The sequence below is a fragment of the Xanthomonas sacchari genome, from assembly GCF_040529065.1.
GTDB lineage: Bacteria > Pseudomonadota > Gammaproteobacteria > Xanthomonadales > Xanthomonadaceae > Xanthomonas_A > Xanthomonas_A sacchari.
In genome coordinates this window covers 3,095,837-3,115,578 of record NZ_CP132343.1, presented here as the reverse complement: position 1 = coordinate 3,115,578, position 19,742 = coordinate 3,095,837, and the positions used below count along the sequence as shown (strand labels likewise).

Below are 19,742 nucleotides of genomic sequence, written 5' to 3'. Positions count from 1 at the left end.
ATGCTGCCGCGTTTCTTCATCCACCGCCCGATCTTCGCCTGGGTCCTGGCGATCTGCATCATGGCCGCCGGCGCCATCGCCGTGTTCACCCTGCCGATCGAGCAGTACCCGGACATCGCGCCGCCTTCGGTCAACGTCACCGCCACCTACAACGGCGCCTCGGCGCAGACCGTGGAGGACAGCGTCACCCAGGTGATCGAACAGCAGATCAAGGGCATCGACCACCTGCTGTACTTCTCCTCGACCAGTTCCTCGTCGGGGCAGGCGCGGATCAGCATCACCTTCGACCAGGCGGCCAACCCGGACATCGCCCAGGTGCAGGTGCAGAACGCGGTCAACCAGGCGCTCAACCGCCTGCCGCAGGAAGTGCAGCAGCAGGGCGTGACCGTGGCCAAGTCGCAGGGCGACAGCCTGATGGCGGTGGCGATCTACGACCGCACCGACCGCATGGACAACGTCGACATCTCCGACTACCTGGTCAGCACCCTGCAGGACCCGATCAGCCGCATCAACGGCGTCGGCGAGATCAACGTGTTCGGTGCACAGTACGCGATGCGGGTGTGGCTGGACCCGCACAAGCTCAATGCCTACCAACTGATGCCGGGCGACGTGCGCAGCGCGATCCTGGCGCAGAACACCCAGGTCACCGCCGGCGAGCTCGGCGCGCTGCCCACCGGTGCCGAGCAGGAGCTCAATGCCACGGTCACCGCGCAGTCGCGGCTGCAGACCCCCGAGCAGTTCCGGCAGATCATCCTGGCCACGCGCGCGGACGGTTCCAGCGTGCGCCTGGGCGATGTGGCGCGGGTGGAGATCGGTGCGGAGAACTACCAGAACAACGCCACGCTCAACGGCCACCCGGCGTCGGGCTTCTCGGTGACGCTGTCGGCCGGCGCCAATGCGATCGCCACCTCCGATGCGATCCACGCCACCATCGAGCGGCTCAAGCCGACCTTCCCGCCGGGCCTGGACGTGGCCTATCCGCGCGACAGCACGCCGTTCGTGCGGATCTCGATCGAGAACGTGGTGCACACCCTGGCCGAGGCGATCGTGCTGGTGGTGGTGGTGATGTTCCTGTTCCTGCAGAACTGGCGCGCCACGCTGATCCCGGCGATCACCGTGCCGGTGGTGCTGCTGGGCACCTTCGGTATCCTCGCCGCGGCCGGTTTCACCATCAACACGCTGACCCTGTTCGCGATGGTGCTGGCGATCGGCCTGCTGGTCGACGATGCCATCGTGGTGGTGGAGAACGTCGAGCGGATCATGCACGAGGAACACCTGCCGCCGCGCGAGGCCACCGAGCGCTCGATGGCCGAGATCACCGGCGCGCTGATCGGCATCACCGTGGTGCTGGGCGCGGTGTTCCTGCCGATGGCGTTCTTCGGCGGCTCCACCGGCATCATCTACCGGCAGTTCTCGATCACCATCGCCTCGGCGATGGCGCTGTCGGCGCTGGTCGCGCTGACCCTGACCCCGGCGCTGTGCGCGACCCTGCTCAAGCCGGTGGAACAGGAGCGCAAGCTCGGCCGCTTCTTCCAGTGGTTCAACCGCAGCGTCGAGCGCGGCCAGCAGGCCTACCAGCGTCGCCTCGGCGGCGTGCTGCAGCGGCCGCGGCGCTGGCTGGCGCTGTATGCGCTGGTGGCGCTGGCGATGGTGGTGCTGTACATGCGCATGCCCACCGGCTTCCTGCCGGTGGAGGACCAGGGCCAGGTGCAGATCCAGTTCACCACGCCGGAAGGCACGCCGCTGGCCAAGACCCAGGCCCTGGGCGAGCGTATCAGCGACTACTTCATGACCCACGAGAAGGCCAATCTCACCGCGATCTTCATGGTGGTGGGCCGCAACAACGCCGGCACCGGGCAGAACGCCGGCCAGGCCTTCGTGGCGCTCACGCCCTGGGGCGAGCGCAACCGCGACAACACCGCGCAGGCCATCATCGACCGCGCCAACGCGCATTTCCGCGGGGTCAGCGACGCCAAGATCAGCGTGCTGTCGCCGCCGGCGGTGCGCGGCCTGGGCCAGTCCAGCGGCTTCGAGCTGTGGATCCGCGACAGCGACGGCGCCGGCCGCGCGGCGCTGCTGAAGGCGCAGCAGCAGGTGCTCAAGGAGGCCGGCGACGATCCGCAGCTGACCGCGGTGCGGCTCAACGGCCTGGGCGACAAGGCACAGTTGCAAGTGGACATCGACCACGCCCAGGCCAGCGCGCTGGGCCTGGCGCAGAGCGACATCAACGCGACCCTGGCCACCGCCTGGGGCGGCAGCTACGTCAACGATTTCATCGACCGCGGCCGGGTCAAGCGCGTGTACGTGCAGGGCGATGCGCCGTACCGCGCGCTGCCGGAGGACATCGCGCAGTGGTACGTGCGCGGCAGCGGCGGGCAGATGGCGCCGTTCGCCAGTTTCGCCAGCACCCACTGGACCCGCGGCCCGCAGCTGCAGCAGCGCTTCAACGGCTTGCCGGCATCGCAGATCCAGGGCGGCGCGGCGGCCGGCAGCAGTTCCGGCGAGGCGATGCAGCGGATGCAGGCGATCGTGGCCAAGCAGGACGGCTTCGACCTGCAGTGGAGCGGGTTGTCCTACCAGGAGCAGTTGTCCAGCAACCAGACGCTGTGGCTGTACACGGCCTCGATCCTGTTCATTTTCCTGTGCCTGGCGGCGCTGTACGAGAGCTGGTCGATCCCGGTGGCGGTGCTGCTGGTGATCCCGCTGGGCGTGGTCGGCACGGTGCTGGCGACCACGCTGGCCGGGTTCGTCAACGACATCTATTTCCAGGTCGGCCTGCTGACCACGATCGGCCTGTCGGCGAAGAACGCGATCCTGATCGTCGAGTTCGCCGAGGCGCGGCAGCGCGCGGGCATGCCCTTGCTGGAGGCGACGCTGGAAGGCGCGCGGCTGCGCCTGCGGCCGATCGTGATGACCTCGCTGGCGTTCGTGGCCGGCGTGCTGCCGCTGGCGCTGTCGACCGGCGCCGGCGCCTCCAGCCGCCGCGAGATCGGCGTGTGCGTGATCGGCGGTATGGTCACCGGCACCGCGCTGGCGGTGTTGCTGGTGCCGCTGTTCTTCGTATTGGTGCGCCGTCTGTTTCACGGTCCGGCGCAGCAGGACGCGAGTGCTGCAGCGGCGTAAGCCGTAGACCGACGAGGCGGCCCCGCGACGCGGTGCCGCCTTGCGACTAGACTTTGCGGTTCCCCACGCCATACGACCGCGCGATGAACGATTCCTCCTGTTGCGGCGCGCCCAGCGACGCGCCAGCCCATTGGTCCGACCGCATCCGCGATATCGCCGATTTCCCGAAGCCGGGCATCGTGTTCAAGGACATCACCCCGCTGCTCGCCGACGGCCCGGATTTCGCATCTGCCGTGGATGCGCTGGCCCAGCCCTGGCGCGGCACCCCGCTGGACGCGGTGCTGGGCATCGAGGCGCGTGGCTTCATCCTCGGCGCGCCGCTGGCGCACGAACTGCGCACCGGGTTCGTGCCGGTGCGCAAGCCCGGCAAGCTGCCGGCGCAGACCCTGGCCCAGGATTACGGCCTGGAGTACGGCCGCGACCGCATCGAGATCCATGCCGATGCGCTGCAGCCGGGCATGCGCGTGCTGCTGGTCGACGACGTGCTGGCCACCGGCGGCACCCTGCTGGCGGCGCTGGCGCTGGCGCAGCGGATGGGCGCCGAGGTGGTCGCGGCGACGGTGCTGGTGGAATTGGCCGGGCTCGGCGCGCGGGCGCGCTGGCCGGCGGACATTCCGCTCACCGCGCCGCTGCGTTACTGACGCCACGCATGGGCGAAGCCGGGATCGCGGTGCCCGCGACGGGCGGCTCAATGCGGGTAGATCACGTCCTCCAGCGCCGGGTCGGCATGCGCGGCGGCGTGGCTCAGCTGGCCATCGAACGGACCGACCTTGCAGATCCGCCCGTCGTCGGCGAACACCAGCTGCAGTCCGTGTTCCGTTTCCCAGTCGCAGTTGCATTCCAGGCTGATGCGCAGGCGGCCGTCGCGATGGCGGTCAACATACGCCTCGCTGCCGAACTGCACGTGCGCCCACACCTCGGTGGGGCCGGCGATGTCCGGCGAAGGCCATCCGTATTTGGCGCACAGCGCCTGCGTGTGCCGGTAGTAGGCGAACACGTGCGGCGCCGCCGAGTCGAAGACCGCGGCATCGAGCTGCAGGAAGGTCTCGATGGCGGGCGCCGCGTCGGCCGGAACGTCGCCAGCCTCGCAGCCCACCAGCACGAAGCAGCAGCTGCCGCGCATCCACGGGACCGGCACCGCCTCGCTCCACAGGTTGCCCTCCTCGTCCGGCTGCAGCGACGCCAGGACCTGCTGCGCCGCTCTCACAGCTTGGCGACCCGGAAGCGGCGGCCCTTGATCTTGCCGGCCTGCAGCTGCGCCAGCGCCTTCCCGGCGTGGGCGCGGGCGATGGCGACGTAGGAGCGGGTGGGGTAGATGGCGATCTTGCCGATCGCCGCGCCGGACAGCCCGGCATCGCCGGTCAGCGCGCCGAGGATGTCGCCGGGACGCAGCTTGTCGGTCTTGCCGCCGTCGATGCGCAGGGTGACCATCGCCGCCTGGGGCAACTGCGCCGGCCGTGCGGTGGCCAGCGGCGCGCGCGACCAGCGCAGCGGCTGGCCCTGCTCGGTTTCCAGCGCCTGCGCGCGCGCGGTCTCGCGCGGCGCCACCAGGCTCAGGGCCAGGCCATGCTTGCCGGCGCGCCCGGTGCGGCCGATGCGGTGACGGTAGGTCTCGGTGTCGGTCGGCAGTTCGTAGTTGATCACCGCCGCCAGGTCTTCCACGTCCAGCCCGCGCGCGGCCACGTCGCTGGCGACCAGCACATTGCAGCTGCGGTTGACGAAGCGCACCAGCACCTCGTCGCGGTCGCGCTGTTCCATGTCGCCATGCAGCGCCAGCGCGGAGAAGCCGAACTGCTGCAGCGATCCGGCGACTTCGTCGACCTCCTTGCGCGTATTGCAGAACACCACGCTGGACTCGGGGGTGAAGCGCAGCAGCAGGCCTGCCACCGCCTTCTGCCGGTAGGTCGGGTCGACCTCGAAGAACTGCTGGTCGATCTCCGGCGCGCTGTCGGCGCCTTCGACGGTGATTTCCACCGGTTCCTTGAGCAGGTCGCGCGCCAACGCGCGAATTTCCTCGGGGAAGGTGGCCGAGAACAGCAGGCTCTGCCGGTGCTTGTCGCAACGGCTGGCGATTTCGCGGATCGGCTCCTCGAAGCCCATGTCGAGCATGCGGTCGGCCTCGTCCAGCACCAGCGTGCGCACCCCGCCCAGGTGCAGCGCGCGCTTGCGCGCCAGTTCCTGGATGCGGCCGGGCGTACCGACCACCACCTGCGGGTCGTGCGCCTCCAGCGAGGCCAGTTGCGGCGCCAGCGGCATGCCGCCGGTCAGCACCACCAGTTTCATGTTGGGAATGCCGGTGGCCAGCTTGCGCAACTGCTTGCCGACCTGGTCGGCCAGTTCGCGGGTCGGGCACAGCACCAGCGCCTGCGCGCGGCTCAGCGCCGGATCCAGCTTGTGCAGCAGGCCCAGGCCGAACGCCGCGGTTTTGCCGCTGCCGGTGGGCGCCTGCACGATGACGTCCTGGCCGGCCAGGATCGGCGGCAGGCTCTGCGCCTGCACCGGGGTCATGCGGGTGTAGCCGAGGGCGTCGATGCCGGGCGCGAGCGCCGGGGAGAGGGAGAGGGTGGCGAAGTCGGTCATGCGGCATTTTAGCCGGTTGAAGGCGGGGATTCGGGAGTGGGGATTCGGGATTGGGTAGGGTCTGCGCGAGCGCTGAGCATCGCGGACTGCCCGTTGCGCGTCGTAGGAGCGGCTTCAGCCGCGACGGGCGTATCTCTGAACCTCGTAGGTCTAGTTGCAGACCAAAGGAGACTGCATCTGCATCGGTTCGACAGGCGGGCGCCCGCTCAGCCCACCGTGGTCAGCCAATCGGCGATGGCGCGCGTGCTTGCAGCAGGGGCGGTCTGCAGCAGCAGGTGCGGACCGGGCAACTCGACGCAGCGGGCGCCGGCAATGCCGGCGAGGATCGTGGCACCGGCCGTGCGATGCATCAGCCGGTCGTGGCTGGCGCGCAGGTACAGCGTCGGCACGGCGATGTCGGCCAGGCGGGCGCTGACGTCCACGCGCAGGGCGGAGGCCGCGCGATCGCGCAGTACCGCAGGGGCGATGCCGCGCAGCGTGCGTGCCAGTTGCGTCTCCAGCGCCGGCGTGGACCAGCGGCCGAGCAGCGACCAGCGCAATGCGGCGGTGGGCAGGCGATGTGCCGGTGCGAAGCGCGCCAGCGTCGCGAACGGTGCCAGTGCCGGGACAGGGTTGCGGGCAAAAGTGGTGGACAGGACCAGGCCAGCCAGCCCGGCGGGGCGCTGCGCCGCAAGCGACACGGCGACGGGCCCGGAGAACGATTCGCCGAGCAGGACGAAGCGCTGCTGCGGCAGCGATTGCCGTGCCAACTGCTCCAGTTCCGCGTACGAGGCCAGTCGGTCGCGCGGATAGGTCACCACCGTCACCTGCGCGAAGCGCCGCCGGGCTTCGGCGACGAAGTCGCCGAGCAGTTCGCTGGTGCCGTCCAGGCCGGGCAGGATGACGAGTGCCGTCATTGCAGCGTCGGGCGCGGGCAGGCGGCCGCAGCGCGGCGGCCAGGGCATGAGGGCATGGCGAACAAACGGGCAAGGTCCAGGTGCAGGGTGGGCGCGGCAGTCGGCGTCGGCGCAGGGCGCATCCACGTACAATAGCGCGATGCCTCTTATCACTCTGCAGAACCTCGACTACAGCGTCGGCGGTCCCTTGTTGCTGGAAAAGACCGACCTGTCGATCGAGCCGGGCGAGCGGATCGCCCTGATCGGCCGCAACGGCGCCGGCAAATCCACTCTGATGAAACTCATCGCCGGCGAGCTCAAGCCCGACGACGGCGAGGTCCGCGTGCAGCAGGGCGTGCGCATCGCCCGGCTGGAACAGGAGGTGCCGCACGGCGCCGCCGGCAGCGTGTTCGACGTGGTGGCCGACGGCCTGGGCGAACTCGGCCATTGGCTGGCCGAGTTCCATCGGCTCAGCCATGCCGCCGAATTCGACGGCGATGCGCTGGGCGCGGTGCAATCCAAGATCGATGGCGCCAATGGCTGGGCGCTGGACCAGCGGGTCAGCGAGACCCTGACCCGCCTGGAGCTGGACGGCGACGCCGAATTCGCGCGGCTGTCCGGCGGCATGAAGCGCCGCGTGCTGCTGGCGCGCGCGCTGGTGTCGGCGCCGGACCTGTTGTTGCTGGACGAGCCCACCAACCACCTCGACATCGAGGCCATCGACTGGCTGGAAGGTTTCCTCAAGGGCTGGAACGGCAGCGTGGTGTTCGTGACCCACGACCGGCGTTTCCTGCGTGCCCTGGCCACGCGCATCGTCGAGATCGACCGCGGCCAGGTCAGCAGTTGGCCGGGCGACTGGGCCAACTACGAGCGCCGCCGCGAGGAGCGGCTCAATGCGCAGGCGCAGGAGAACGCGCGCTTCGACAAGCTGCTGGCGCAGGAAGAAGTGTGGATCCGCCAGGGCATCAAGGCCCGGCGCACCCGCGACGAGGGCCGGGTGCGGCGGCTGGAGGCGATGCGCCGCGAGCGCACCCAGCGCCGCGAACTCGGCGGCAACGTGCGCATGGAGGCCGCGCAGGGCGAGTCCTCCGGCAAGAAGGTGATCGAGGCCAAGGACCTGAGCTTCGCCTTCGGCGCGCGCAGCATGGTGCGCGACTTCTCCACCACCATCCTGCGCGGCGACCGCATCGGCCTGATCGGCCCCAACGGCAGCGGCAAGACCACGCTGCTGAAGCTGCTGCTGGGAGAACTGCCCCCGGACGGCGGCGAAGTGCGTGCCGGCACCAATCTGCAGGTGGCGTACTTCGACCAGTACCGCGCCACGCTGCGCGAGGACTGGAGCGCGATCGAGAACGTGGCCGAGGGCCGCGACTTCATCGAGATCAACGGCAAGCGCAAGCACGTGCATGCCTACCTGCAGGACTTCCTGTTCACCCCCGAGCGCGCACGCGCGCCGATCACCCGCCTGTCCGGCGGCGAGCGCAACCGCCTGCTGCTGGCGCGGCTGTTCGCGCAGCCGTCCAACCTGCTGGTGATGGACGAACCGACCAACGATTTGGACGTGGAAACCCTGGAGCTGCTGGAAGAACTGCTCGGCGACTACAGCGGCACGCTGTTGCTGGTCAGCCACGACCGCGACTTCATCGACAACGTGGTCACCTCGACCATGGTCATGGAAGGCGATGGCCGCATCGGCGAATACGTCGGCGGCTACAGCGACTGGGTGCGCCAGCGCCCGGCGGTGCCGGTCAGCGCGATGGCGGTGGCGAAGGCCTCGGCTACCGCCGCGGCGACCGCGCCGGTGGCGGCGACTACAGAGGCCCCTGCGCCCGCGCCGGCCAAGCGCAAGCTCAGCTACAAGGACGCGCGCGAACTGGAACAGTTGCCGGCGCGGATCGAAGCGCTGGAACAGCAGGTCGCGGCGCTGACCGAGGCGATGACCGATCCGGCGTTCTACCAGCGCGACGCGGCCGCGGTGAACGCGCACACCCAGGCGCTGAGCCAAGCGCAAGCCGACTTGGATGCGGCGTATGCGCGGTGGAGCGAGCTGGACGGTTGAAGAGCCGGGGCTCGGGACAAACATCCTGGGCCCGGAGCGGCAACGACCACGGCGGCCGCTTTGCCGCGATCAAAGACCGGATGCGTGAGCGTTGGGGCGTATCGCGTCGGGGCTGAAGCCCCTCCCACAAGGGGGTACGTGCGGCGGCCCTGTTTGTGCGAGCGGTTCGACGCAGCGCGGTCAGGTCAATCCTGCTCGGCGGGCGCTTCCGGTTCCTCGCTGCCGCCCACGAACGCGACGAAGCTGACGCCGTCCTGCGCCCACTCGCGGGCGACGTCGTCGAGGATTTCCAGCAACACGTCGAAGGCTGGCTGCGCCACCGCCTGCAACTGCGCGGCGTCCTCCAGCAGCAGCGCATAGCCGCGCGGCGAGGGCAGCCAGGACAGGTCGCGCAGGCCGTCGGTGAGCGCGTCCCAGTTGCGGCCGAAGCCGGGCGGGAAGTCCAGTTGCGCGGCCAGGCGCATCAGCAGCATGGCCTTGCCGGTGCAGCCGTGCAGGTCGATCCGGCACAGCCGCAGGCCGGCGTCGCGGGCCAGGGCGGCGACGCTGTCCAGGTCGCGGTTGGCGACGCGGTAGACGCCGGAGGCGGCCGGCTCGGCGAGATTCAGCGCGAACGGGAAGCCGCTCATCGCGTCGGCCTCGCCGTGCCGACCTGGAAGCTGCGGAAGCTGGCGTAGTGGTCGTCGCTGTAATACCAGACCTGCGGCGGCGTGCCGCCGGTGATGATGCGGCGCGCGCCGCGATGCGACAGGCCCGGCGTATCGACGGTGTATTCGCGGTAGTAGCCGCGCGGTTGCGCCGGCAGCCGGCGCTCGCGGTTGCCGAACACGCTGCCGTCCTGGCGGTGCGGGAACGGCCCGCCGCGCAGGATCAGCGCCACCGTGGCGCGCGCTTCGGGCGGCAGGAACGCGGGAAGGTCCGGTGTTGCCGCGTCGGTGGCGGGCGTTGGCTTGCCGGGCGCGGTATACGGCGCCTGCGCGGCCGCGTCGAGCGAGGGCGCGAACTGCTGGTGCGGCGGATGCTGCAGCCCGCGGATGCCCCACAGCCCGCCCACCAGCAACACGATGGCGGCGATCAACAGCATGGGCTTGCGCATGGGCTCTCCTGCAGGAACGGCGGCGGCGCGCAGCGAGGCGCCCTCGCACACAGTATGGGCCGGCCTGCCTGTTCCCGCTCTAAACGCCGCCGGTCACGCCGGTGACTCAGGCGATTCACGCTCGACTAACCGGGGCGTGGGGCATGGTAGGCGCCGATTCGCTAGGCCGGCCGGCACCGCCGCCGCGGGATGGGACGATGTTTCCCCAGCCGCGCCCTTGGTAAGGTCGCCGACCGTCCCTACCATTGCTCACGCAACGCTCGTCCTTTCGACGGCGAAAGTCCAGGAGAACCGCATGGCCTACACCCTCCCCAAGTTGCCCTACGCCTACGACGCGCTGGAACCGCACATCGATGCGCAGACGATGGAGATCCATCACACCAAGCATCACCAGACCTACATCAACAACGTCAATGCCGCGCTGGAAGGCACCGAGTACGCCGACCTGCCGATCGAGGCGCTGGTGTCCAAGCTGAAGTCGCTGCCGGAGAACCTGCAGGGTCCGGTGCGCAACAACGGCGGCGGCCATGCCAATCACTCGCTGTTCTGGACGGTGATGGCGCCGAATGCCGGTGGCACCCCGAGCGGCGACGTCGGCAAGGCGATCGACGCCGAACTGGGCGGCTTCGACAAGTTCAAGGACGCCTTCACCAAGGCCGCGCTGACCCGTTTCGGCAGCGGCTGGGCCTGGCTGAGCGTCACCCCGGACAAGAAGCTGGTGGTCGAGAGCACCGCCAACCAGGACAGCCCGCTGTTCGAGGGCAACACCCCGATCCTGGGCCTGGACGTGTGGGAGCACGCCTACTACCTGAAGTACCAGAACCGCCGTCCGGACTACATCGGCGCGTTCTTCAACGTGGTCGACTGGAAGGAAGTGGAGCGCCGCTACCACGCCGCGATCGGCTGATCGCGCCAGCGCCGTACTAGAAAAAGGCCGGGTTCGCCCGGCCTTTTTTTGTGGGTGTGCCATGCGAAAGCGCTGTCGGTGCAGTGGCGGGGCGTGGGAGAGGAAGGCGCAACGTGTTTCCCTGCGCGTGAGCCGCGTGCTGCGCGGCGATGGCGGCCTGCGCTGACGGGCCCCGTTTGCGTCGCTGCGTCGTAGCCCGGCGGTGCGGTGCATCCGTAGGAGTCAACTGTCATGCACCTGCGATGACAGGAGGAGCATATGGTGCGTGATCGCGCACGATGGCGTTGAGCCAGCGCAGGAACTTGTGCATACAGGCGACGATGGCGACCTTGGCCGGCTTGCCCGCTGCGCGCAGGCGCGCGTAGGTGTTGGCCAAGGGGGATTTGGCACGGATGCTGGCCCAGGTGGCCATGTACAGCACGCGCCGCACGTCGGCACGTCCGCCTTTGATGCGGCGTTGGCCTTTCCAGCAGCCGCTGTCGTGATTGAACGGGGCCAGCCCGACCAGGGCAGCGAGCTTGCGTGGCGGCAGCGTGCCTAGTTCTGGCAGCCGCGCGGCCAGAACCGCGCGCAGGATCGTGCCGAGCCCAGGCACCTTGGGTAGGCTCGAGCAGGTCTTGCCCTGCTGCTCGATCTCCTGCGTCAACGTCTGGATCTGCTGGTTCAGTAGGGCGATCACCTCTCGGCAGCGGTGTTGCACTTTGGCGCTGGTGATGTGCTCCAGGCGCCGCCGATGGACATCGCGCTGGCCCACCAGGGTGGCACGCAGGTCCAGCAGTTCGCGAAGAGATTGCTGGTGCTCAGGCACCACGGGCGTGAGGGTGGTCGGGATGTGCTGGGCGGCGATGGCCAGCAGGCGCGCGTCCAGGACATCGGTCTTGGCATGCAGGCCCAAGGCCTGGGCTAGTTTGCGCGGACGATCGGCGGCCATCCGCACTGCCGGCAGGTTCGCCTCTCGGAGCACCTGCAGCACGGCATGTTCGTAGCCGCCACTGGCTTCCAGCACGATCCGCTCGCAGCCCAACTCGGCCAGGCGTTGGGCCAGCGCACGCTGCCCCTGTGGCGTATTGGGTTGGGTCCAGGTCTGCTCGTCCGGCAGTACATGAATGACCAGTTCGGCCTTGGATACATCGATCCCGATATAGCGTCGCATAGACGTTCTCCGCAGTAGACTCAGGCACGAGAGCACTCCTGCCGACGCCCATGCTTGTGGAGTTCGAGCTCGCGACTCGGGCAACTGTTCGGGCTGATGAGGCAGGAGACACGGGGTGCGGCGGCGCTGACTCCTACTCGTGCTTGCTGGCACCACGGCTAAACGGCCTGCCGCACTCCGCTCTCACCTGCAACGATAGACCCTCATTTGACACAAGCGGCTTCAGCCGCGATGGCCTTCCACGGAACGCCTCGTCGCGGCTGAAGCCGCTCCTAGCAGATGGGTGATGCGTGACGAATCAGGGAAGGTGCGCTGCCCGGTCGTCCCGGGCCGATGGCATGCCATGCCGATCCATCCCAGGCGGCATCGATTGCACGCGCACGAACGCGCGCACGCCGTCGTGTCCTACTGCAACGGCGGAAGCGGATCCGGCGTCGGGTCGAGCGGTTGCAATGCCATCAGCAGGCCGCGTGCGCCCGCCGCGGGCAGTTCCCGCGCCGGTGCGAACAGGCGTGCGCCGTGCAGCGGGCGGAAGTGGCCGCGTTCGAAGAATACATGGTCGGCCGCGGCCGCGGTGCCGGGCGCACGCACGTCGATCCGGTTGCGCGTCGATTCGCCGCGCACGCTGCCGTCCTCGAAACGCGTCGCCAACGGCGCCAACTCGGGCGCACGCGCCGCGGCGAAGAAGCCGCCCGCCAGCAGCGAAGGCACACCCTCGGCGGTGGCGTCGATCCATGCCATCAGGTCCTCGGCCTGTCCGCGGCGGCTGGCGCCACCGTCGCGCGCGGCATGCAGGCGGGTGAAGTACAGGTTCACCGGCTGTCCGTGCAGATCCACCCGTACCAGGCCGGCCACGCTGTAGTCCTCCAGCGGATGCAGCAGAGTCTCGGCTTCCTCCAGCACCGGCAGGCGGGTCAGCAGCGCGTTGCCGCGGCGTTGCGGCCGGCTCGGCGGGTCGGGGCTGATGAAATGGCAGTGGTAGCCCAGGCGCGCGGCCAGCCATTGCGCCTGGTTCGGGATCTCCGGCGTCTGCACCACCTCCTGCAGCGCGATGGCGTCGGGATGCAGGCGTTGCAGGGCCGCAACGATGCGCTCGCGGCGTGCGTTCCAGTCGTCGCCGTCCTGCGGCGCGCGCGGATCGCCGGCCAGCGTGAGGGTGACCACGGTGAGCGGGCTGTCCGCGGGCGCCGCGATCGTCGGCATCGCGTCCGGTAATGCCTGCGCGTGTGCCAATGCCGCCACGGCCAGCAACAGCCAGCCGGTGCGATGCCATTGGAAGACGCGCAGGTTCATGCGGACGATGCTACGGCGCGGGGCCTCAGAGGGACGTATACAGTCGGCGGCGCTGCGGCGTCCGCCACACAATCGATGTTGCGCAGGTGACAACGACGACCATCGCCCCGCCTCCGATGCGCACAGGCGCGGAGGCGGGGCATGGCCGCAGCGCGCACGCCGCGGCCCGCGCTCAGGGCTGCAGCACGCCGTCCTTCAGGTGCAACGGCGCGCGCGCCTCCAACTGCGTCGCCGAACGGCCGAGCAGCAGTTCGTAGTCGCCGGCGACGATGTGCCAGTGGCGCTTCTTCGGATCGTAGTCGGCCAGGGTCTTGGGCTCGGCGACGATGCTGACGTGGCGGCTCTCGCCCGGCTTGAGCAGCACCTTGTCCCAGCCGACCAGGCGGATCGGGGTGTGGTGACCCTGCGGCAGGCGCAGGTACAGCTGCGGCACGTCGGCGCCTTCGCGGTCGCCGGTGTTGCGCACGTCGAAGCTGGCGACGACATGGCGACCGTCGGCCTGCACCTTGAAGTTGCTGTAGGCGAACGTGGTGTAGGACAGGCCGTAGCCGAACGGATACACCGGCTCCAGGCCGCGCGCGGCGAACCAGCGATAGCCGACGTTGGCGCCTTCGATGTTGTAGTCGACGTTGCTGCCGGCCGGTTGCGCCGGCTTGAAGCCCAGGCCGGGAATCGACGGGCGCGGCAGTTGCGACACGTCGCGCAGCCAGGTCACCGGCAGGCGGCCGGACGGATTGACCTCGCCCAGCAGCAGTCGCGCCAGGCCTTCGCCACCGCGGATGCCCGGGTACCAGGCTTCCAGCACCGCCGGCACCTGCTGCAGCCACGGCATCGCGACCGGGCCGTTGGTCTCCAGCACCACCACGGTCTTCGGGTTGGCCTTGGCTACGCCGGCGATCAGCGCGTCCTGCTTGTCGGGCAGGGCGATGTCCGGCAGGTCCACCGACTCGGCCGACCACTGCGTGGCGAACACGATGGCCACGTCGGCCTCGCGCGCCAGCTTGGCCGCCGCCGCCGGGTCGTCGCCGCTGGCGTAGTCGATCTGCGCGTCGGGCAGGGCCTTGCGCAGCGCCTGCAGCGGCGAGGACGGATGGAACATCACCGGGCCGGGCCAGGTGGTCGGGGCGATCCCCGGCACCGCGTTGCCGCCGTTGACGGTGACGCCGACCATCGACGAGCCGCCGCCGCCGATCACGCCCTTGTCGGCATGGCCGCCGATCACCGCGATGCGGCGCACGCTGCGCGACAGCGGCAGCAGCTTGCCCTCGTTGCGCAACAGCACCGTGCCTTCCTCGACCACGCGCTGCGCGGCCAGGCCGCCGGCCGCGTCGTCGATCGGCTGATGCTGCGGCGGATTGTCGAAGCTGCCGGTGGCGAAGAACGCGCGCAGGATGCGCTTGACCATGTCGTCCAGGCGCGCCTGCGGCACGGTGCCGGCGGCCACCGCCATGCGCAGCGGCTGGTCGAAGTACACCGCCTTGTCGAACACTTCGCCGGCCGACTGCTGGTCCAGCCCGGCCAGCGCCGCCTTGGAGCCGCTGTGCACGCCGCCCCAGTCGGACATCACGTAGCCGGGGAACTTCCATTCCTGCTTCAGCACCTTGTTGAGCAGGTAGTCGTTCTCGCAGCCGTACACGCCGTTGATGCGGTTGTAGGAGCACATCACCGAGCCGGGCTGGCCGATCTTCAGCGCCAGCTCGAAGGCCAGCAGGTCCGACTCGTGCATGGCCTGCTCGCCGATGTCGGCGCTGTGGGTGTTGCGCCCGGTCTCCAGGTCGTTCATCGCGAAGTGCTTCATGGTCGAGACCACGTGCTGGCTCTGCACGCCGCGGATCGATTCGCCGACCATCGTGCCGGCCAGCAGCGGATCCTCGCCGGCGTACTCGAAGTTGCGGCCGTTGCGCGGGTCGCGCTGCAGGTTGACGCTGCCGGCCAGCAGCACGTTGAAGCCCTGCTGCCAGGACTCGCGGCCCATGGTCGCGCCGCCGGCGAAGGCCAGTTCGCGGTTCCAGGTGGCGGCGGTGGCCGGGCCGGACGGCATCGCGGTGGCGTGGTCGCCGGGGCGGATGTTGCCGGGATTGGTCACGCCGAGACCGGCATCGGCCAGTTGCTGCGACGGGATGCCCAGGCGGTCGATCGCCGGCACGTAGCCGGCCGAGCCGAGCGCGCCCGGCGGGCGCGGGCCGCCGTCCTTGCCCAGGCCGAAGTAGCTGTGCAGCATCTGGAACTTCTCGTCCGGGGTCATCGCCTGCACCAGCAGCGCGGCGCGACGGTCCGGCGACAGGCTGCGGTCGTTCCACGGACGCTGCGCAGCGGCGCTGGCGTTCGGGGCGGAGGCGGCGTTCTTGGCCGTCGCCGGCGGTGCGGCGGTGGCGGGCGCGGCCAGCGCCAGGGTCAGGCAAAGGGATCCTGTAAACGTTTTCATATCGGGGCGTACAGCCTCTCTAAGCAGATGAAGGGATGGCGCATCGGGGGAGTCGGGGGGAGGGCGGAACCGCGCGTCAGGACGGGGCTTCGTCGCTGCGCATGACCGGGTACAGGCGGTAGCGCTCGTCCCAGGAACTGTGGCGGTGGTAGAAGAACTCCAGCCGCGCCTGCGGATCCTTGGCGAAGTCCGCGTCGTGTTCGAGCTTGTCCTCGAACTCCGCCTTGAGCGCCGGGTCGCTGGCCAGCATCTGCCGCGCCACGTCCTCGGCGACGTAGTCTTCCATGTACTCGGCGCGCTCGAACGCGCTGTTGAACTCGCCCCATTGCAGCAGCGAGTCCGGCGCCTGCGGTTCCAGCAGCGTCATCAGCAGGCGTGCCTTGGGCTGGGCGATCGGCACGAACAACGCGCCGGCGCCGACCGCGCGGGTTTCCGCTTTCCAGGCGCCGGTGACGCTGAGCCGCTGGTGGCCTTCGGACGAGCGGGCGGCGAAGCTGGCGGTGTCGGCGCGGAAGGTCTGCACCGGCAGGGTGGCGTCGTGGTCCAGGGTGCGGAAGGCGATGCCGTGCTGGCGCAGCTTGGCGCCGACCAGGGCGGCCTGCGCGGCCGGCACCAGGTAGCCGGCGCGCGGCGCGGCGACTTCCACGCTGGGCACGACCTGGTCGCGCAGCGGCACCCGCCAGAGTTGTGGGGTGCGCTCGTCATAGCGGGTCATCAGCGCGCCGGACACGGGCGAGGGCGTGCGCGTGTAGGCATAGCCGCGGAAGTCCACCAGATGCGAGGCGTCGGTGGTGCGGTAGTCCAGTGCCACGGTCTTGCCGCCCAGCGCCTGCGCGCGGACGTCGGCGGCCAGTGCGTCGGCGCGCCACTGCGCCCCGTGCCGCGCCACCTGCTGCAGCACCGAGACGATGGTGTTGCGGGTGATGCGCACGCGCTCGGGGTAGCGCTTCCACGAGTGCGTCTCGACCAGCATGCCGAAGCGGTTGCGCAACTGGAAATAGCCGTGCGAGAAGCGCGGCGTCGGCACGCCGTCCTCGAACCCGGAGGCCGGGTCGTCGTTGACCACGAACGAAGGGTAGTAGGGCAGCGGCAGCGAGCCCTGCCGCTTCAGGTCGGCGAGCACGGCGTCGCGCAGGCGCAGGCCGTCGCCGCGCAGCGCGGTGTCGCCGGCGTGCAGCGGTTCCACCTGGATCGACACGTCGTGCTCGAACTGCGCGCCATCGGTGACGTGCAGGTCCACGTACAACAGCGGATCCCACTGCTCGACCAGGCGCAGCATCGCCTGCATCTCCGGCGCATCGGCCTTGACGTAGTCGCGGTTGAGGTTGAGGTTCTGCGCGGTGGTGCGCCAGCCCATCTGCTCCGGGCCGCGCTGGTTGGGCCGGTTCCAGGCGCCGAAGCGCTCGTGCCCGTCGACGTTGAACACAGGCACGAACAGCCACACCTGCCTGTCCAGCGCGCCGCGTGCGGCCTGGCCGTCGAGCAACTGGCGCAGCGCCAGGAAACCGGCGTCCTTGCCGTCGATCTCGCCGGCATGGATGCCGCCCTGGATCAGCACCACCGGCAGCGTGCGTGCCTGTGCGGCCGCCGGATCCAGCGCGCCGGAGGTGGATACCGCCAGCGCCTTCATCGGCCGGCCTTCCGGCGTGGTGCCGAAGTCGAAGCAGCGCACCGCCTGCGGATAGTGCTGCGCGAACGCATCGCACAGGGCGATGGTTTCGGCGTAGCGGCCGGTGCGCGCAAACCCGCTGCGCTCGGCTTCGGTGGACAGGCCCGTCTCGCTGGCCAGCGACGGCATGCTGCACAGCAGCATCGGCAACAGCAGGGCGGCCAGCCAGGGTCGGATCATCTCGGCACCGTCTCGGGACAGGCCACCATGATGCGGGCAGCGCGCCGATTGCGAAAGCACCTAGGGCGTGTCCTAGCGGTTCGATTCGCCGGAACGATCGGGTAACCTTCTGAAAATTTTGCCTGGACGAGGGCCCGTGAGCAGCCAAGCCACCACGAGATACGCCGCATGAGCGCGGCGCAGGAGCGCACCGCCGCGCGGATGCCGCGGCAGATTCCGTACATCATCGGCAACGAGGCCTGCGAGCGCTTCAGCTTCTACGGGATGCGCAACATCCTGGTGCAGTTCCTGATCACCTCGCTGCTGCTGCAGGAAGTGACCGCGCCCGGCCGCGAGGCCGAGGCCAAGCACATCATGCACAGCTTCATGATCGGCGTGTATTTCTTCCCGTTGCTCGGCGGCTGGCTGGCCGACCGCTTCTTCGGCAAGTACAGCACCATCCTCTGGTTCAGCCTGGTCTATTGCGCCGGGCACCTGTGCCTGGCGCTGTTCGAGGGCCATCGCACCGGCTTCTTCCTCGGCCTGGGCCTGATCGCGCTGGGTGCGGGCGGGATCAAGCCGCTGGTGGCCTCGTTCATGGGCGACCAGTTCGACCAGGGCAACAAGCACCTGGCCAAGGTGGTGTTCGACGCCTTCTACTGGATCATCAACTTCGGTTCGCTGTTCGCCTCGCTGCTGATTCCGCTGGCGCTGAAGAACCTGGGCCCGGCGTGGGCGTTCGGCATTCCCGGCATCCTGATGCTGGTGGCCACGCTGGTGTTTTGGGCCGGGCGCCACCGCTACGTGCGTGTGCCGTTGCCGCCCAAGGATCCGCACGGCTTCGCCCAGGTGGTGTGCACTGCGTTGCTGCGGCAGGCGCCGGGGCAGGGCCGCCCCGGGCTTGCCCTGGCCGGCGTGGCGGTGCTGCTGGCGCTGGCCACCTTCGCGTTGGTGCCGACGCTGGGCCTGGTGATCTGCCTGTGCCTGGCACTGGTGTTGCTGCTGGCCGGCATCGGCGGCGGCACCTGGTGGCAACTGGACCGCGCCCGCGCGGTGCATCCGGATGCGGCGGTGGACGGCGTGCGTGCGGTGCTGCGGGTGCTGGTGGTGTTCGCGCTGGTCACCCCGTTCTTCTCGCTGTTCGACCAGAAGGCCTCGACCTGGGTGCTGCAGGGCCAGCAGATGCAGATGCCGGACTGGTTCAGCGCCTCGCAGATGCAGGCGCTGAATCCGGCGCTGGTGATGCTGCTGATCCCGTTCAACAACCTGGTGCTGTACCCGCTGCTGCGCCGGCGCGGCTACGAGCCGACCGCGCTGCGGCGGATGACCGCCGGCATCGCCTTCAGCGGCCTGGCCTGGATCGTGGTCGGGACGCTGCAGGTGATGATGGACGGCGGCGACGCGCTGTCCATCGCCTGGCAGATCCTGCCGTATGCGCTGCTGACCTTCGGCGAAGTGCTGGTCTCGGCGACCGGCCTGGAGTTCGCCTACAGCCAGGCGCCGCAATCGATGAAGGGCGTGGTGATGAGTTTCTGGAACCTCACCACCACCGTCGGCAACCTGTGGGTGCTGCTGTCCAACGCCGCGGTGCGCAATGACCGCGTCACTGCGCACATCGGCAGCACCGGGCTCAGCGATACCGCCTTCCTGATGTTCTTCTTCGCCGCCTTCGCCTGCATCGCCGCACTGCTGTTCGGGCTGTACGCGCGCCGCTACCGCATGGTCGACCACTACCGCCCCGCCTGAGACCCCGCATGCCCTCCGTCACCCCCGTCAACCTGATCCTGATCGTCCTCACCGTGCTGGTGTCGTGGGCGGCGTTCAACAACCGCCGGCTGCTCGACCGGCTGATCCTGTGGCCACCGGCGATCGACCGCCACAAGCAGTACGACCGGCTGGTGACCTACGGCTTCATCCACGCCGATTTCCCGCACCTGTTGTTCAACATGGTCACGCTGTACTTCTTCGGCGGCCCGATCGAGGTGCTGATGGAGCGGCACACCGGCAACATGCTGGTGTATCCGCTGTTCTATCTGTCGGCGCTGGTGGTCTCGATCCTGCCCAGCTACCTGAAGAACCAGAAGAATCCCAACTACATGAGCCTGGGCGCCTCCGGTGCGGTGTCGGCGGTGCTGTTCGCCTTCATCCTGATGGCCCCGTGGACCGGGATCTTCTTCTTCTTCATCCCGATTCCGATCCCGGCCATCCTGTATGCCGTGTTCTATGTCGGCTACAGCATCTGGATGGACCGCCGCGGCGGCGACAACGTCAACCACAGCGCGCACCTGGCCGGCGCGGCGTTCGGCGTGATGTTCCTGCTGATCATGGAGCCGTCGGTGCTGCAGCACTTCCTCGACGAGCTGGCCAACCCGCGCTTCGGCCGCGGCTGATTCGTGGCGCCGC

The 19,742-nt window shown here is 69.4% G+C and carries 15 protein-coding genes; 6 read left to right on the top strand and 9 right to left on the bottom strand.

Translation table 11 applies throughout. The annotated features are described in order from the left end of the window. Both RAB71_RS13090 and RAB71_RS13085 read left to right on the top strand, forming a co-directional pair. Positions 1-3,123, top strand: a complete 3,123-nt coding sequence (locus RAB71_RS13090; RefSeq protein ID WP_010340233.1) for an efflux RND transporter permease subunit — start codon at positions 1-3, stop codon at positions 3,121-3,123. Between the two features lie 83 nt (positions 3,124-3,206). Continuing rightward, positions 3,207-3,764 carry an adenine phosphoribosyltransferase gene (locus RAB71_RS13085; RefSeq protein ID WP_010340234.1) on the top strand — a complete coding sequence of 186 codons (558 nt, stop codon included), beginning with the start codon at positions 3,207-3,209 and terminating at the stop codon, positions 3,762-3,764. Between the two features lie 47 nt (positions 3,765-3,811). On the opposite strand, the gene RAB71_RS13080 is transcribed toward RAB71_RS13085, so the two are convergent. From RAB71_RS13080 to RAB71_RS13070, 3 genes are all read right to left on the bottom strand, one after another. Continuing rightward, positions 3,812-4,330: a hypothetical protein gene (locus RAB71_RS13080; RefSeq protein WP_010340235.1), complete on the bottom strand. Its 519-nt coding sequence runs from the start codon at positions 4,328-4,330 to the stop codon at positions 3,812-3,814. Next, positions 4,327-5,703: an ATP-dependent RNA helicase DbpA gene (dbpA, locus tag RAB71_RS13075; RefSeq protein WP_010340236.1), complete on the bottom strand. Its 1,377-nt coding sequence runs from the start codon at positions 5,701-5,703 to the stop codon at positions 4,327-4,329. Before dbpA ends, RAB71_RS13080 begins: the two co-directional genes overlap by 4 nt. A gap of 206 nt (positions 5,704-5,909) precedes the next feature. Continuing rightward, positions 5,910-6,599, bottom strand: coding sequence for an alpha/beta fold hydrolase (locus RAB71_RS13070; protein WP_040900417.1), 690 nt, complete (start codon positions 6,597-6,599; stop codon positions 5,910-5,912). Between the two features lie 139 nt (positions 6,600-6,738). Between RAB71_RS13070 and RAB71_RS13065 the strand changes: the two genes are divergently transcribed. Further along, the gene (locus tag RAB71_RS13065) at positions 6,739-8,637 is read left to right on the top strand and encodes an ATP-binding cassette domain-containing protein (RefSeq protein ID WP_010340239.1); all 1,899 of its coding nucleotides are present in this window, start codon (positions 6,739-6,741) and stop codon (positions 8,635-8,637) included. 185 nt (positions 8,638-8,822) lie between these two features. Here RAB71_RS13065 and RAB71_RS13060 read toward each other — a convergent pair whose 3' ends face one another. Together RAB71_RS13060 and RAB71_RS13055 are read right to left on the bottom strand one after the other, a co-directional pair. Then, positions 8,823-9,266, bottom strand: coding sequence for a barstar family protein (locus RAB71_RS13060; protein ID WP_010340240.1), 444 nt, complete (start codon positions 9,264-9,266; stop codon positions 8,823-8,825). Beyond that, positions 9,263-9,733 (bottom strand): ribonuclease domain-containing protein, encoded by a 471-nt coding sequence (locus tag RAB71_RS13055; RefSeq protein ID WP_010340241.1) that lies wholly within the window; start codon positions 9,731-9,733, stop codon positions 9,263-9,265. The genes RAB71_RS13060 and RAB71_RS13055 overlap by 4 nt, the downstream gene beginning before the upstream one ends. 295 nt (positions 9,734-10,028) lie before the next feature. Here RAB71_RS13055 and RAB71_RS13050 point away from each other — a divergent pair, with 295 nt between their 5' ends. Beyond that, entirely contained in the window at positions 10,029-10,640 is a 612-nt protein-coding gene (locus RAB71_RS13050) for a superoxide dismutase (RefSeq protein WP_010340242.1), read from the top strand. Between the two features lie 229 nt (positions 10,641-10,869). Here RAB71_RS13050 and RAB71_RS13045 read toward each other — a convergent pair whose 3' ends face one another. The 4 genes from RAB71_RS13045 to RAB71_RS13030 all read right to left on the bottom strand — a co-directional run bounded on the left by RAB71_RS13045 (position 10,870) and on the right by RAB71_RS13030 (position 17,360). Continuing rightward, complete coding sequence (locus tag RAB71_RS13045; RefSeq protein WP_104609622.1) at positions 10,870-11,793, bottom strand: transposase; 924 nt, start codon at positions 11,791-11,793, stop codon at positions 10,870-10,872. 405 nt (positions 11,794-12,198) lie between these two features. Further along, positions 12,199-13,086 carry an endonuclease/exonuclease/phosphatase family protein gene (locus RAB71_RS13040; protein ID WP_010343832.1) on the bottom strand — a complete coding sequence of 296 codons (888 nt, stop codon included), beginning with the start codon at positions 13,084-13,086 and terminating at the stop codon, positions 12,199-12,201. Positions 13,087-13,258: 172 nt separating this feature from the next. Next, positions 13,259-15,511, bottom strand: coding sequence for a beta-glucosidase (locus tag RAB71_RS13035; protein WP_010343833.1), 2,253 nt, complete (start codon positions 15,509-15,511; stop codon positions 13,259-13,261). Between the two features lie 76 nt (positions 15,512-15,587). Beyond that, positions 15,588-17,360, bottom strand: coding sequence for a M14 family metallopeptidase (locus RAB71_RS13030; RefSeq protein ID WP_010343834.1), 1,773 nt, complete (start codon positions 17,358-17,360; stop codon positions 15,588-15,590). 168 nt (positions 17,361-17,528) lie between these two features. Between RAB71_RS13030 and RAB71_RS13025 the strand changes: the two genes are divergently transcribed. Then, entirely contained in the window at positions 17,529-19,085 is a 1,557-nt protein-coding gene (locus RAB71_RS13025) for an oligopeptide:H+ symporter (protein WP_010343835.1), read from the top strand. 8 nt (positions 19,086-19,093) lie between these two features. After that, positions 19,094-19,729, top strand: coding sequence for a rhomboid family intramembrane serine protease (locus RAB71_RS13020; RefSeq protein ID WP_010343836.1), 636 nt, complete (start codon positions 19,094-19,096; stop codon positions 19,727-19,729). The last annotated feature ends 13 nt before the right edge of the window (positions 19,730-19,742 follow it).